Raw genomic sequence first — 14,776 nt, 5'->3', positions numbered from 1 at the left:
AGCATCCGATACTTTACGCTCCAAAGCAGCGAAGGTGTTCGGCAGACGTTGACTGCTAGCGGTAAACCTTCGCAGCTTGCGAACAATCTGAGCCGCATTGTTGCATGGCTTCGCACCTAGACAACAACTGGTTTGCGCGCGTAACGCTGGCTCCATCAATGCTGCCGTGAAAGAGGATTTCGAACGCCAGCACCCGGTGCTGAGCGTCAAAAAAAATTACACCAAAGACTTCATGTTCTTGTTGTGTAAGCTGCAGTTTTAGGTAAGAGGTCACGGTGTCAGGTGACGTTGGTTTAGGACCGCGACTGAACAGTCGACGATCCAGAATATGCAGCGCTTCGTCGATCAGCTGGTTTTCTTGAACAATGCGATCAGCCTCGAAATCCGAGGTCTCAATCAGTGTGAGTGGGGAACTCATGGCGCTACCTCCGAAGGGAATGATCAGGGGTACACGCCCGAGGGGAGTGGTATCCCCAGGTGGGTGTGGAGTTGCCGGCGTTTGCAGGTGATGTAGGGTTTATAGCCGAGTGTATCGGTGGCGTTGACCGTGCAGGGGTGAACCACAACCGTCACAAGGCAAGGAAGAAAAGGCTCTTATGCCCAAACTGGTTTCGGGATCGAAGTCGGCACTGATGGGCATTAAGCGAACCAGCCCGCGATGTATCGTGGCGATGCGTTGTTCGATCTCCTCCGGCGAGTGATACAGCGATAGCGTGCTGTAGTCCTGGTAAGCCGCACCGAACAAGCAGTCGTCGCAAAGCCAGAAGCATTCCATATTGGTTCTCCTGTGCTGGTTGAGGAAAAGGCGCTCGATTGAGCGCCTTGATGTAAAACATCATGGATTGTTCAGGCGGACTGAACAGTGCGCGTGGCGACACGGCGAGCCGTGCGGTGAGTAGGTGGAGATTCAGGTTCAATCCTGGACTCTGTAGGGTTGTCGGTATCCTCAGCTTCGGCATCAGCCGACGTTGGAGAGGGTTCATTGATCGGCGCTGGCTCAGCAGGTGCTGTTGCTTCCTGCCTGGCGGGCGATTTGTATTCAAACTTACCATTGACCTTGATCCAGTCGATGAACAGCAAACGACCTTTCAGGCTGGCGCCAGGTTGGCCTTGTTTATCGCCTTTCTCATAGAGAAATGGGTCGATCCACAGGTCACCAATACGGAACGACAGCAAGACCTTTTTCTCGGCCTTGACGGCGTCCATATAGAGACGAATCAAACGGTCAGCTTCGCCACCAGCGACTTTGCAATCAAAGCGGGTGTACTCCACTGCATCAGTGGCACCATGCAAGGCTGCAATATCGCAGGCCATGAATGGCTGACCGCGGCGGACCTGTACTTCACGAACACGGTTGAGGTAGCCGATACCGACGGTGTGCAGGTTGAAGTAAGAGGTCGCTTCTTGGGATTGGTTGGCGTAGGCCATGGTGGTTCTCCTGTTTCAAGGGAAAACGGCGACGCACAGCCCCTGACGGGAACGTGAGCCCCCGTCAGGGTGGGTAAGATGAAGTCGAGCGATGAACGACTCGCCACCGGCAAGCCGATGACCATCAGAATGAAGCTTCTGGGTGAGTAGCTGTGCAGCAGAGGAGAGTCTGCAGTGGTAACCCGCAGGCATGGAGTAGTCGGCATTCATCACCGCTTAAGCGGCAACCGTGCGAGCTTCCGAACGCTGATCGCACTTGGGTAAACCACCACGAACGTGGCGTAGCCTTGAAGGTTTTGGCTATCTGGGTTGGGCTGTCAACGACAGCGAACCACGCCCTTTGTATAAGCCTGTCACCGGGGAGCGTCAAGACGTTACAACCCGATTTTTTAGGGCCGGAATACGGTGGTAGTCACTGGAATTAAGAAAATGAAAAAAAGAAGAGTGGGCCTGGCGGTGTGCCAGGCGAGGAAGAGAAAAACCACCTTTGGCGGTCTTACGCAGTCGACAAGCTCCTCGCAAAACTTGGTTGAACTGCGCAATGATTCGCCAACCGGCCCTTGTCGTGGCCTGGGTCGGAATATGCTGGCACGCATCCGCGCACAAAGGGTGCCCTGTGTTTCCCCGGTGGGCTCCGGGACTGAATACGATCGCCGAAGCGGATGACCGCTATTGCCGGGTAGAGGCAACAGTGGTCATCCGCCACCACAATCATGTCGAGCAAAAAACGGGAATTAAATTCCGCAGAATAGGAGGCTCCGGACTCGAAGAGTTTGACCGAACTGCGCGAAGCTAATCGGTCTTGGGTCGCCGTTGGCGATTATCCGAAGCTACTACAGCAGAGAGGTCAACACGACGTCAAGCCTACAGGCCCCCTTCATAAGACGCCATGTTGAGCACGATGAAAGAAGTTACTTACTGCCGAGATGTGCGGCTAATTGTTCGACAGTTGCCAAGATAAAGGCACGGTCGCTTTCTTTCAGTCCACTCAGCAGCCCCGCGATCATCTGGCCCTGGTCATTGGGGCGATTGCTCGACTCCGTCAGCAGTTCATCCATCCGGCAATCGAAAATGTCCGCCAGTTGCATCAGTTTGACCACGGAAAGTTCCACTACACCTCGTTCCAGGCGCGAGATGGCTTCACTACCGATCCCTAAACGTTCAGCCACCTCTTCCTGAGTCAAATTACGCTCGCTGCGGTGCTTCGCGATCATGCGCCCGATTTGGGCTTGGGTTGGATGTTTATGTGCCAAGTGATGAGTTCTCCAGTTCAACCCGAATGGTTGAGCAAAGACCCGTTGACATGAACATCCTTAAGGGTTGAGTATCGACTCATTGGGTTGTTATAGTGACTGAAACAGCTGAGTATCGCGACGTGGTTTCTGCCCCTCCAGGGATCAGAGTCCAGAGTGATTAGTAAGAGCGACGGTCTGAAGGGACCATGTTGAGGGATGGTTGAACATGGAAGATGAGAGAAAGGACGTCATGGATCTGATTTGGGATCGAACACTGGAGCTGTTCATCAAGATTCATGATTGCCCGGATAATCCCGAATACTTCGAACGCCTTGTTCATTGGCTCAACGAAGATCCTGCCCACCTAAAAGCCTTCAACGAACTGGGGCAGATATGGATTTCGACAGGCATCGCTTTGGCCCGTGAGGTCGGACAACCTTTGATCGACTTGGAGCAGGATCAGGCGCCGCTGATGATGCACTGAGCTGTGCACCACCCTAACTTCATGTTGATCTCATCGAACTGTCATGGGCGGCGCGTCTCTTTTCTGAACTGCGTAGTGCCTTTGCAGTTCGGATACTGCGAGCATGACCAGAACGGCCCAGATTTGCTCTTCCGCTTGATCATTGAGGCATTGCAAATGGGGCAGGCCGGGCCGGCTTCGACCGGTATCGACAAGTTGAGCGCTCCATAGTGTTTGACCAACTTAGCAATCCAGTTCGCCTGCTTCGCGACGAACGCCTCCAAGGTCAGGCGTCCCGCTTCGATTTCGTCAAGCGCCTGCTCCCAGATCGCGGTCATGCCAGGATCCGCAACTGCAGCGGGTACCGCCTCGATCAGGGTATGGGCCGCCGCCGTAGCTATTAACGCGCGTTTTTTCTTCAGCAAATAACCGCGATCAATTAATGCTTTGATAATGCCGGCTCGTGTGGCTTCGGTTCCGATACCGGTGGTGTTCCGAAGTTTCTGTTTCAGGCGTGGGTCGTTGACAAGCTTGGCGATGTTTTTCATCGCCTTGATCAGATCACCCTCGGTGAGCGGTTTAGGAGCGGCAGTTCGCATGGATTTGAGTTCAACATTGTCCACTGCGCACTGCGTGCCCTGTTGCAAGATGGGTAAGACTTGGGATTTGTGACTGGGCTCGTCCTCCTCGGTGTTTTCGGAGAGCGAGCTTTTCCAGCCCTGGACCAAGATCAGTTTGCCCACGGCGGTCAATCGTTCTTCGCCACAGGCCAGTTCGACCTGGGTCCGATCAAACTCATGATGCGGAAGAAACTGCGCTAGGTAGTGGCTACGGATCAGTTCGTAGACATGGCGTTCTTGTTCGGACATCCGCACCAGGTTTGCCGGTTCGGTGGTGGGAATGATGCCGTGGTGAGCAGTGACCTTGGCATTGTTCCATGCGCGGGAGCGCAATGATTGATCGAGGTCCTCGAATGCAGGTCTGAGTGCAGGATCCGTTTTGAGCAGGGCGTCGAGTACCGCGGGAGCCTCGTTGAACATATTCTCTGGCAAATAGCGGCAATCGCTGCGCGGGTAGGTGGTGGCTTTGTGGGTTTCATACAGGGCTTGGGCGATGTTCAGGGTTTCCTGGACGCCGAGCCCCAGCTTACGCGAGCAGACTTCCTGCAACGTGCTTAGGTCGTAGGGCAGGGGCGGCGGTTCTCGGAAATGCTCAGTATGTAACGAGAGTACCGTAGCGGACTTTTCGTCGGTGATTGTTTGGACCGCGTGATGGGCAAGCACTTGTTGTAGGCAACGCCCCGCCTCGTCCCGTCCTGAGCATGGCGGTAACCACGACGCGATGAATCGCTGGCCCATCGACGATAGGTGTACCTCAATGTTCCAGTAAGGCACCGGGACGAAGCCCTCAATAGCACGATCCCGAACGACCACCAGACGTAAGGTGGGTGTCTGGACGCGCCCCACTGACAAAACGCCGTCGTAGCCTGCCCGCCGACCAAGAAGGGTAAACAAACGACTGAGGTTCATGCCGATCAGCCAGTCGGCACGGCTGCGGGCGAGGGCCGAGTGATAGAGCGGGAAGGTTTCCTGACCAGACTTCAGCGAGGTCAATGCCCTGCGAATCGATGCTTCGTTGAGTGCGGACAGCCAGAGGCGCTGAACAGTGCCTTGGTACTGGCAGAGCTCCAATAATTCGCGGGCAATCATCTCACCTTCGCGGTCGGCGTCGGTTGCGATGACAACGATGGTGGCTTCGCTGAGCAGGCGTTTGATGATTTTGAACTGCGCGGCAGTTTTGGGTTTGACCTCCACTTGCCACTGCGCCGGAATGATCGGTAGATGATCCAACGACCAGTTCTTGTACTGAGTGCCGTAGGCTTCAGGCGGGGCCGTCTCCAGTAGGTGCCCGATACACCAGGTAACAGTTGTCTCGGGGCCGATCAGGCAGCCATCGCCACGCCGAGTGGTTCCGAGAACCTTGGCGATGTCACGACCCTGGGAAGGTTTTTCGCAGAGGAAGAGGCGCATATAACTACTCCGGATTGAGTTCGGAGCAGCGTTGTTCGAAGTAGCAGGGGCGAGATATGAGAAACCTGAATGGCAGGTTCCTCATATTAATCGGTGAGGGCGGCCTTGAATGGGCTGAAGCTGCTACCTTATTGGAGCGTGCGTAACTAGGTAGGGCTTCACGAGCAGCGAGCAATGACAGGCCAGGAACTTCGCGCAAACGCTCAATTTTTATGCCTGAAGTCGCTCAGGCCGTAGGTGGTTGTCCTCTGCGCTTCTTGGGGTTCGACGTCGGTGAACTGGCCTGCTCAGTATTTTGAGAGGCCGTCGGTTCACTGGGGCGTTCCCGCATGACCACACTGTACACCCGGTGAGGCAGGATGCCGACTCGACGGGCTTCGATCTTGAAGGTCACTCGTGCATTGTCTTCGCTGTCCTCCCACTCATCGCGAACCGTACGACCTTCGACCAGCACGCGCATGCCTTTCTGATACAGCGTGCTCCAGTGTTCAGCCTCGCGGTGCCAGAGCTCAACCGGCGCCCAATAGCCGCCCCGATCTTCATAGCTGCCCTCACGTGGGATAGGGTTGTCGAAGTAGACATTCAGCCGTAGCAAACGCCGTGGTTCATCATTGCCAGAGGCGAACTCTTGGAATTCTGGCGCACTGCCGATATTGCCTTCGCCGACGAAAAAAGTACTCATCGTGTTTTCTCCACTGCGGGTGTGAACTGGCGCAGCAACTGTTCGGCACTGGCCATTTTGATCGCGCAGGTCGTAGCCTGGCGGTAGAGCGAATGCACCACACTCATCTGAAGGTTTAGTGCGATACGCGCGCATTCGAAACGGTGCAATTCCTCTCGTACGATCTGCGGCAATGCTTTGTTGGAGATCTGACGTTCCCAAACCGCCACACCCATGCGAGAAAAATCACGCGTGCGCCAACGCAAAAATGTGCTGCCAGCACTGGTGTTCTGCAGCACCAATCGTATCTCCAGTAGCGAATACGGCGGCTGCCCGGCTTGCTGCACGACAGCCTCCATCAGGCGACATAACTGCGCCTCGATTTCCCTCGCCACCTGCGCCAGGTGCTCCAACTCCCCCTTACCCTTAAAAGGTTTTAAAAGGCCTTTTAGGGAGGCAGCGTGTTCGAGCTGCCGATAGGCATCCGGTGTCAACGCTTCGAAGGGCATTGGTTGAATCGGGATCATGGGATTCATGCATCAGCCTCCGGCTCATCTACGTTCGCAGACGGACCGTCAACGTCCTCTGCCAAAGCGTCAGCGTCATCCACCGCTACAGCACCACGACGAATGATAGGTGGCGCAAACTGTGATCTGCGATGTCCCTCAAGAATGTCTATCGGTGGCAAGTCGAATTTGTCGATTGCGGCAATCGCACGGGCATTGTTCGCCGCCATGTCATCGCGCGTGACGCCAGCGTGGCGATAGCGCTGCGCCTGGCCGAACAGGCTGCGCAGCAGATGGGCGCCGTCGTCGATCCAGGCTTCCATGTCTCTTCGGCCGATCAAAGCCGTGTGATGGGCCAATAGGGTACGGCGCACTAGGGTGTCGTAGTCGGTCAGCAGGTAGACCGCCAAAAAACCCAGCTGGCTGCCGATGTACAACGGTAAGGTGACGGGGTGGATGTTGAGGTTGTCGCCCATGTCGATCTGTGTCGGCAGGTCCTGTCTGATCCGATCCAGCTGTTGGGTCAGTTCCAGCATCCCAGCCTTGGCCTGCATCAGTTTTTCTTCGAGTTGTACGATGGCCCAGTCGGCATAGGGATCGTCCTGGGCCGCGGTTTGTTTGATCAGGTTGGTGACGCTTATGTAGCCGGCCATGCCCATGATCGAGTGGACGCCTTCACGTGCGGCCCGACCTTGCCAGATACGTGCGGCGTGATGGGTGTGCAGGGTCAGGGTGATGCTGCTGCGCAGGGAACCCAGGTTGAGTTGATAGTGATCGGCCACGGTGTTGTCCTCGCATAGGCTTGGACGGAAACGTTGCGACAGATGAGGATTAAGGGCAGCCAAAAAGCTGAGGGCGGTTTGTTCGGTTTGGTTTAAGAGGGCTAACTAAGGAGAGGTCTGAGGGAAGGGTAGGCCGACTTTTCCCTAAGTTTCATAGTTTGGTCCGACGTGTTCGCACAGTGGAACTCCATGGATTTGATGCCAGTGGCATCAAATCTACTGACGTCCACTTCCTCCACGCAGTTTGCGCAGCTCATTCAGGCACGCTAGGGCGAGGTCTGATGCAGGTTCGCCCTTTTTTCGAGACGGCCGTGAGGGGGCGGGTGGGGCCGGCTCTGCAATATTTGACGGTTCGGCCTGACTGGCCCAAGGACGAAAGTCGCCTTTCAGCGCACGCTGGATCAGGCCCATCAAATAGGCCGCTGGCTTGCGGATCCCGCCGGCCGTACAGCGTGCCCCCGCTTCGTTGAGCACCGCCTGCTGATCCGCAGGTTTGAGCTTGTTCAGCGCCACGGCGATGGCCTGACGTTCGCTTGGGCTCAGGTGCAGCGAAGTTGGCCAGTGCAGGTTATCCACCGCTGCGGTCGCGCGCGGTACTGTACATTTACTTTCTTTTAATACAGTACAGGCAGCGTTCGGATTCCGAACGGTCAAGGAAACACTGGCGTTCAGGCCCAGTTCGGAATCCGAACGAGTGCCTGCACGATTCCGAACGAGGGCATCCTCCCCTCGTTCGGAATCGTGTAATACGGCATCGGTTGCATGATCCAATTCTTGCTGCGTCCAGTGTTCGCCCCAACTGTCGAGCCGTGTCGGTAGTCGACCCTGATCGATATTCGTATCCTGGCGGATTTCTTCCACAATGTGCTGCGCAACAGTACGAACCGCCTTCGTTGCATGACCGAGTGCATGTCCGACCAGCGCCAGGTAATCCTGATCCAGTTCCATGGCTTCGGCGGGGGTTAACGGCTCATCGTGCAGGACGTACAGAGAACCTTGAAGACGTCCGCTGAGCTGATCGCGTCCGCGACTCACCAAACTGAGCCAACGCGTCAACCTGAGCATCGTTAATACTCGAGCAATGGTTTCACGGGAGGCTGAAGCACCGTAGGGCACGCTAGACAGGTAAGGCTGCAAATCCTCATAGCGCGGTGTGACCACGCCCTGACCTTGCAGCATGAGTCGAAACACCTGCCAGGCATTGCGCTCCAATGGCGTTAGCCGATTATCCAACAGCAGCCTACGTGGCACGACTTCGTGTGATAGGCCACTGAATAGAAAGCCAGCCTGCAGCGCCTGGTTGGAGGGTTGTTCAGTGGTAGGGCGTGCCGGCCAGCGCTCACTCAACTGCTGGGTGCATTGCTGCAGGACGCGCTGCCAGCGACTGGAAGGGGCAGCGTTCATGTTCCGTTGCTGTACTGGTCGATCTGCTGCCAGACGATGGTCAAACTGATCTGCTGTTCTTCGGCCAGCATCATCATCGCGTCGAGCTGATCCTCGGTACCGTCTCGAGTGCGTAGCTGACACCAACGCTGCCAGAGCGCATGTTCCTGTGCTTCGCTCAAATGCTGAGGACGACCCTTACGGGTCTCTATCTTGAGCAGACGTCGACGCAGCGCGGTTTCCGAATGCCCCAAGCCGAAGTACTGATACATGATGGTGCTGCTGGCGCCGAGCTTGAGCGCGCGGTTGATCAATCGCTCGTTCTGCTCGTCGCGTTCGGCTTGCTCGATCAACCGATGCAGCACCGGTGAGTCAATCTTGACCTCAACCCAGGGTACTGTGGCATGGGCCAGGCGCGACAGGGTGGTTGGCGGTAGGGATTGCAATAGGTAGATGTCGTTTTCACTCAGTCCGAGTGCCTTGCAGCGCTGCAGGTTACCCAGGCGCAGCTCATGCAACACCTGGGTCAGCATGGCCTGATTGAGCACATTGAAGGACAGGTTCATGGCAGCTCCTTCGGTGACTCATCTTCAGGGGTAAGCGTTAAGTCGATCAGACGCCGGGCCAAACGAATTAGCCGATACAGCTTGATGAGCAGACCGTCGGGCAGTCGTTCCAGTCCAACATCCACAGCGGGAAGATCTGGTAGCGGGAGTTGATAGACACCCAGCAACAGCTGACCGAACAGGGCCGAGGGCAGTTGCTTGCGGTCCTCCCAGTTGACGTCGTCTTGAGCGCGAAGCAGGGCCATGAGCAGTAGGTGAACGCTGGTTGCGCGAGGCGCTGCACGATCAACTCGCTCAATGTTCAGAGCGAAGCCCAAGCCAAGCGGCTGATCGACGATGCTCTCGGGATGTCCGGCATAGGCCGCCATTTCCCGCGCCAGTGTGGCAATGGCAGATCGCAGTTGTTCGGGGCTATCCAGTGCTGGTGCGATGGTCCAGATACCGTCGATCGCATAGGTGTCGACAGAAGATACTGCGTCGGTGGCGGTCTCGCGATCAATCTGTTCACGAATCTGTTGAACGCGTGACGGAGGACTGACCGCTGATACGACCTTCGTTTCTGGCGGTGTGAGCGGTTCTTCTCGCGTTGGTTCGGTCTGGGGTCTAGCTTCAGTTGATTTGGGATGGAACTCGGAGGAGGGAAGTCCTGCAGAGGCTTCGTCAATGCTCGGCTGATGGATATTTCCCGAGGGCGCGGTGAGGGCAACGCCAGACTTCGAAATGACCCGTTGGGTATCGCTCAGCTCCAGGGCCAACATACGGTAGGACTGTCCGAGCAAGCGACTCATGCGTTCGAGCAGTTCATCTTGGAGCTGCCCAAGGTCGAAGGACTCCGGGTCGGCATCGAAGTAGACCAGAGTATCGAGCCAAAATTCGGCAAACGTAATGGTGGCGGTTGGAAAACGGTTCCAGGTTCGCTCTGCCTGACTACGTAGAGCTATCAGGCGTTCAATCTGGGGCTTGCCCAAACCGGCATACAGGGTTTGTGGAATGGCGGGCAATAAGTGTTCTAGGGTGTCGAGCATCCGGCTGATGTGCGACTGTGAAATAGGGTAACCCCCAGCGGCAAGATGTCGCGCCAGTTCACGTTGCGAGAGTACAGCGCCATCTGCTTCTAGCATGGTTTTGAGTTTGGCCACCGCCAGAGCCCGTTCGATGAAGGTGAGTTGGCCGTGCAGATCGCTTTCGGCCAGATGGCCGAGCAGGACAGTGATTTCATTGCTCCAAGGTCGGAACAGGCAATGAATGCGAAAGAAGCGCTCGTCGCGGGTTTCCTGCCACAGCTCGCCGAGAATCGCCAAGCGCGTATTACCGCCGTTGCGGATGATGAAAGAGGTTTCACCCGGACGGCGGGTAATTGGTGGTGGTTGATCCAGCCCTCGTTCACGGATCGAGGCCTTAATATCGTCATACAGCGAATTACGGATGAAACGCGGGTTGTGTTCGTAGGGTCGCAACTGCTCCAGAGTGACCAGCATCGGCGTGTCAGTTAGTGGGTCAGACAGTCGCTCTAGTTCTGGACCTTGAGGGAAGGGGTCCTGGTGCAGCTTGTCGGTGATCTCCTCCTGACTCAGCTTTTTCATCTGAACAACCTCCGTTAACGTTGGTTGTGCAAATGGTCCCCGACCTCGAACTTCACGATCTCGGCAGTCCCCGAACCTTCGAGGTGTCGGGAAAGTTCTGCGAGGAACCACCCCATGGCCGAGCGCCCACCCTGCAGGCGAAAGACCACGGTGCAGTATTCCTTGCAAGGTGGATGATGTGGGCGAATGGACGGTTGAACGATGATGGGAAGCTTGTGCAACATCAAAAGACTCCTTGCCAAACGCTGTTGGCATCAAGATCGATAAAAATGACTTGGCGAGAAATGCCGGTTTGGTGGTACGGCTCATTGAACCTCCGCACATCTGCTCACCGTGGAGATCGCCTCGCGCCATTCGGGGAACAGCTCAATGGCCAGCGCTTGCATGGTTTCCAGCGCTGATGGCGAGCGTCGTTTGCGTGACTGACGCGTCTCGATTCGGTGGGCCGGTAGGCCGAGGGAGGCGGCCTTGAGATACGCCACTCGGTCTGGAACTACAGTGTCTAAAACCGATATGTGGGTAGTTCCAGCGAAGGTCTCGTGCAGGCCACGGATGATCATCCGGGTGTCCACTCGAATGGCATTTACCTGATTCAGTAGCAGTCGCAAAGGGGGCGGTGAAATGCCCAGGTGGCGGAATGGTTCGAGTTCGCTGAGTAACTTCAAGGTGCCACGCTGCAATTCGCGGGCGGCGAGCATTTCCGGCGTGATGGGGGAGAGGGCGAGGTCGGAGGCCAGGATGGCCATCTCCAGCAGCACGCTACGCGCACCTTGGGTGTCGATCAAAAGCAGATCGTAACGGGGACGGAAGTTGTCGAGCAGATTGCACAGCCGTAATCGCCCGTCAGGGGCATGCAGCAACAAGGTGCTCAACCGGCCTTGATCATCGTTGGAGAGGATCAGGTCGAGTCGCGTGATAACTGTCTTGGAAACAATCTGTGCAGGCGTAGTTAGGTTGAGTGCGATGAGCTCGTACGCACCGGCATCAGCCTTCTGGCTCAAGCCGTAATAGCTGGAGAGGGTGGGTTGGCTATCCAGATCCAGTAGCAGGACGCGTAGGCCTGCGTCAGCCAAAAGGCCGCCGAGGTTGGCGGTCACCGTGGTCTTGCCCACGCCACCTTTAGTGGAAACCACCGATACCACACGCATGACATCAGGCCTGCTGGCCTAAGCGTTCAGCGACCCACTGCTCAATTTCCAGCGAGTCCCAGCCGACTGCACGCAATCCAATGCGTTTAGCTTGAGGGAATTTACCATCCTTCATCAGGTTGTAGATGTGAGCCCGCTTGAAGCCGGTTTTTCGTTCGACTTCTTCGCGCCGCATGATGTAGCGTTCGGGTGATGACTGAGGCTGAGATGTGTCGGTGGTTGTTTGGGATTGCATGGTCGTCATTCCTTGGCGCCGGATAGCGCAAATTGGGAAGAGACCTGAATTCAAAAACAGAAAAGTCCGACAGTCATTGCACTGCAATCGTACCTATTGCAGTGCAATGACTGTCGGACTCACGTTCGGGAAAGGCTCCGCCGGGCGGCGGCGAATTTCTCGTCGAGAGAACGTTTGCTCAAACCTGGAGTGCCTTCATAGTGCGCAGTTATTGAGTCAACGATAGCGGCTTGGCTATCGAATACGGAGTTGGGTTTTCCGGCGGGTGAGGATCCGAGGAGGGTTTCGAGCAAGGCGCCGATTACATGCTGATATCCAGTTTCGCTGCGCTCGCTGAGCTTACCTTGTGCTTTAACGAGTGCGCGTAAGCTTTCCCGTTCCAAGCCGATAGCCTTGAGTTCTTCAAGGAGCTCACGAAGGGCGGCGTCACTCGCTTTGAGCTCCACCTCCAGCGCCTCTCGGTCAGCTCGCAACGTCAGGTAAGTACCGAAGCTGATGTGTTCATTCTCAGCGGGCTGCTTTCCAAATAGAAACGCCGGCCGCTGATCGGGATAATGATGAATCATCCACCATTTGAGCTCTGTATGCCTGACAGTGAGTAGCCGGTAATCAATAGGTGTTTGTGGTGGTACCGTTACCCCAAAATAACCAAATGGGAGCTCACGATTGCGTACTGCGTCGAGGATTTTTTCGTTAGTAGCATGTAGACAGGGCCATTGGGGGAAGTTCTTTGACAGCAGCGCAGGGGAATCCCAAGCAGACCTAAGTATTTGAGTTTCGTAAGCCATTAGGTTACACCAGCGTATAGCTGCGTCGATGGGTCGATAAAAAATTTTTTCCAACGCGTTGTAGCTATCGGATTCGTACACAGGATCTGCCTCATATTTGAGGGAGCAGACCCGCTCAGTACACTTAATAGCATCTAACAGCTGGCTTCCGTGCGGCGACTCTCCCTATAATAATTTTAACGTTAGATAATTTCCTTAAATTTATAAGTGATCAGCTTAGCCGGTTGGGTCGTCCTGCTTCCTGGAGTACGTGCCCAGGCCTGTCGGACTGGGCATAGTTGCAAAGATTCAACAAATTTGAATCAATGAAAATCAAACACTTTGACGGGACTGCAATATTGCTAGTTCCTGCAAAGGAGCAGTCGCAGATTGCAAGCGCGAGAGTTGCAGATTTTTGAGCCAGTCAAGTTCCATTTTGGGGACGGATTCAATTAGGGTTTTGGTATAGGTATTGATAGGAGAATCCAAGATTGAGGTAGCGTCCCCTTTTTCTACGCAGATTCCATTACTCATCACGATAACTTGATCAGCTACTGCTCTAACCAATGCAATATCATGCGTGATAAATATATATGCAACATGAGTCTCCCGTTGAATTTTCATTAATAGTTTTACAATACTGTCCGCGACTAAAGGGTCGAGCGCAGATGTCACCTCATCGCAGATGATCAGCTTGGGCGATGCTGCTAAAGCCCGAGCAATGCAGACACGTTGCTTTTGACCGCCAGACAGTTCGCCTGGCAACCGATTTAAAAATGAGCTGTTGAGTTCCATTTGCTCAAGCAAAGCGATGACGCGGTCTCGAAGTTCAGTCCCCCGCAGGTTGAAATATAGTTGTAAAGGTCTAGAGAGTATTTTTTCAATTGTTTGACGTGGGTTCAGCGCCACATCAGGACTTTGATAAATCAGTTGTAGATCTTTACGTAGCTTGAGCGTTCTGCCTTGCAAAGTAGCAGACATTTTATCTTGGTTGAAATCAATCGTGCCTAGGCGGGGAGCTAATAGGCCGGTAATGACACGGGCCATGCTCGACTTTCCAGAACCTGATTCACCGACAATAGCAAGCGTTTGACCTGCGCTCAAATCGAATGATACGTCTTTAACGACGTCCAACTCACCGTACCCAGCGGTGATTCGGTTCACCGATAACAGCTTCTCACCTGCGGTGTTGCATGCAAGTCTTTTCGCCATTTGAACTGAGAGAAGCTGTTTGGTGTATTCCATCTCTGGGGAAGTAATAAGGGCCCTGGCAGGTGCATGCTCCACCATTTTCCCATGGCGAAGGACCATGATTTCGTCAGCGACCTGCGCAACTACAGCAAGGTCATGAGAAATATAGATGGCGGCCAGATCGGACCCTCGAATAACCTCCTGAATCAACTTCAATACTTCGACTTGAACGGTAACGTCTAACGCGGTGGTCGGCTCATCAAACACCACTATTTTTGGGTTGGTGCAAAGTGCCATGGCTGTGGCCGCACGCTGCAATTGTCCACCCGAAACCTGGTGAGGAAATCGATCGCCGAAATCAGCTGCATTTAAGCCTAGCGAGTTGAAAAGCGCACCCGCCGCTGTCTTGGCTTCGTCACGCGATAATACCCCCCTCGTCACAGCTGTCTCGACCACCTGCTTCACCAACCTAAAGGCGGGGTTGAAAGAGGCAGCCGCAGACTGCGGCACGTAGGTAATGGATTCCCCCCGAAGCTTCTTGTTAGTGAAAACTGATTGTCCGTCAATCGTAATGCTTCCACCGTTGACTTGGCATCCAGGACGGAGGTACCCAAGTGCAGCAAGACCTATAGTTGACTTGCCTGCGCCAGATTCACCGATAAGTCCTAACACCTTACCTGGCATGACATTGAAACTGACATCGTCCACCAACACTGTCGGACTTTTAGTGCGCTGTCTTGAGGCAACTTCGATGGATAAATTTCGCACTTCAAGGAGATTGCTCGTTAACTGACTCAT

The 14,776-nt window shown here is 55.0% G+C and carries 16 protein-coding genes and 1 pseudogene; 1 reads left to right on the top strand and 16 read right to left on the bottom strand.

The genetic code is table 11. The features are described 5' to 3' along the window. Positions 1-142: 142 nt before the first annotated feature. The 4 genes and pseudogenes from BMX59_RS14890 to BMX59_RS14875 all read right to left on the bottom strand — a co-directional run. Positions 143-418: pseudogene (locus BMX59_RS14890) on the bottom strand (JAB domain-containing protein); the annotation flags it as partial. Between the two features lie 99 nt (positions 419-517). After that, positions 518-775: a hypothetical protein gene (locus tag BMX59_RS30765; RefSeq protein ID WP_093122763.1), complete on the bottom strand. Its 258-nt coding sequence runs from the start codon at positions 773-775 to the stop codon at positions 518-520. Positions 776-846: 71 nt separating this feature from the next. Beyond that, positions 847-1,428, bottom strand: a complete 582-nt coding sequence (locus BMX59_RS14880) for an STY4534 family ICE replication protein (RefSeq protein WP_093122758.1) — start codon at positions 1,426-1,428, stop codon at positions 847-849. Positions 1,429-2,339: 911 nt separating this feature from the next. Continuing rightward, a complete protein-coding gene (locus BMX59_RS14875; RefSeq protein WP_093122754.1) occupies positions 2,340-2,681 on the bottom strand; it encodes a helix-turn-helix domain-containing protein in 342 nt (113 codons plus the stop codon). 208 nt (positions 2,682-2,889) lie between these two features. On the opposite strand from BMX59_RS14875, the gene BMX59_RS14870 reads away from it, so the two are divergent. Further along, positions 2,890-3,147 carry a hypothetical protein gene (locus BMX59_RS14870; RefSeq protein WP_093122749.1) on the top strand — a complete coding sequence of 86 codons (258 nt, stop codon included), beginning with the start codon at positions 2,890-2,892 and terminating at the stop codon, positions 3,145-3,147. Positions 3,148-3,188: 41 nt separating this feature from the next. Here BMX59_RS14870 and BMX59_RS14865 read toward each other — a convergent pair whose 3' ends face one another. The 12 genes from BMX59_RS14865 to BMX59_RS14810 form a co-directional block, all read right to left on the bottom strand. Further along, positions 3,189-5,156 carry a DNA topoisomerase III gene (locus BMX59_RS14865; RefSeq protein ID WP_093122744.1) on the bottom strand — a complete coding sequence of 656 codons (1,968 nt, stop codon included), beginning with the start codon at positions 5,154-5,156 and terminating at the stop codon, positions 3,189-3,191. Between the two features lie 226 nt (positions 5,157-5,382). Next, positions 5,383-5,838, bottom strand: a complete 456-nt coding sequence (locus BMX59_RS14860) for a single-stranded DNA-binding protein (RefSeq protein WP_093122741.1) — start codon at positions 5,836-5,838, stop codon at positions 5,383-5,385. Further along, positions 5,835-6,353 carry a DUF3158 family protein gene (locus BMX59_RS14855; protein WP_093122738.1) on the bottom strand — a complete coding sequence of 173 codons (519 nt, stop codon included), beginning with the start codon at positions 6,351-6,353 and terminating at the stop codon, positions 5,835-5,837. Before BMX59_RS14855 ends, BMX59_RS14860 begins: the two co-directional genes overlap by 4 nt. Continuing rightward, a complete protein-coding gene (locus BMX59_RS14850) occupies positions 6,350-7,105 on the bottom strand; it encodes a PFL_4669 family integrating conjugative element protein (protein ID WP_093122734.1) in 756 nt (251 codons plus the stop codon). The genes BMX59_RS14855 and BMX59_RS14850 overlap by 4 nt, the downstream gene beginning before the upstream one ends. 216 nt (positions 7,106-7,321) lie before the next feature. After that, a complete protein-coding gene (locus tag BMX59_RS14845) occupies positions 7,322-8,509 on the bottom strand; it encodes an STY4528 family pathogenicity island replication protein (RefSeq protein WP_093122729.1) in 1,188 nt (395 codons plus the stop codon). Continuing rightward, the gene (locus BMX59_RS14840; protein WP_093122724.1) at positions 8,506-9,054 is read right to left on the bottom strand and encodes a DUF2857 domain-containing protein; all 549 of its coding nucleotides are present in this window, start codon (positions 9,052-9,054) and stop codon (positions 8,506-8,508) included. The genes BMX59_RS14845 and BMX59_RS14840 overlap by 4 nt, the downstream gene beginning before the upstream one ends. Further along, positions 9,051-10,637: a ParB family protein gene (locus tag BMX59_RS14835; protein ID WP_093122720.1), complete on the bottom strand. Its 1,587-nt coding sequence runs from the start codon at positions 10,635-10,637 to the stop codon at positions 9,051-9,053. Before BMX59_RS14835 ends, BMX59_RS14840 begins: the two co-directional genes overlap by 4 nt. Positions 10,638-10,651: 14 nt before the next feature. Beyond that, positions 10,652-10,861: a hypothetical protein gene (locus BMX59_RS31095; RefSeq protein ID WP_093122717.1), complete on the bottom strand. Its 210-nt coding sequence runs from the start codon at positions 10,859-10,861 to the stop codon at positions 10,652-10,654. Positions 10,862-10,942: 81 nt separating this feature from the next. Beyond that, on the bottom strand, positions 10,943-11,785 hold the full coding sequence (locus tag BMX59_RS14825; protein ID WP_093122714.1) for a ParA family protein: 843 nt from the start codon (positions 11,783-11,785) through the stop codon (positions 10,943-10,945). 4 nt (positions 11,786-11,789) lie between these two features. Beyond that, positions 11,790-12,020, bottom strand: a complete 231-nt coding sequence (locus BMX59_RS14820; RefSeq protein WP_093122711.1) for an AlpA family transcriptional regulator — start codon at positions 12,018-12,020, stop codon at positions 11,790-11,792. A gap of 119 nt (positions 12,021-12,139) precedes the next feature. Beyond that, the gene (locus BMX59_RS14815) at positions 12,140-12,889 is read right to left on the bottom strand and encodes a hypothetical protein (RefSeq protein WP_093122708.1); all 750 of its coding nucleotides are present in this window, start codon (positions 12,887-12,889) and stop codon (positions 12,140-12,142) included. A 231-nt stretch (positions 12,890-13,120) separates the two neighbouring features. Continuing rightward, positions 13,121-14,776, bottom strand: a complete 1,656-nt coding sequence (locus tag BMX59_RS14810) for an ABC transporter ATP-binding protein (protein WP_093122698.1) — start codon at positions 14,774-14,776, stop codon at positions 13,121-13,123.

Source organism: Pseudomonas sp. NFR09, assembly GCF_900111535.1.
Classification (GTDB): Bacteria; Pseudomonadota; Gammaproteobacteria; order Pseudomonadales; family Pseudomonadaceae; genus Aquipseudomonas; species Aquipseudomonas extremorientalis.
The sequence above is the reverse complement of the archived record's forward strand: the minus strand, read 5'-3'. Positions and strand labels throughout refer to the sequence as shown.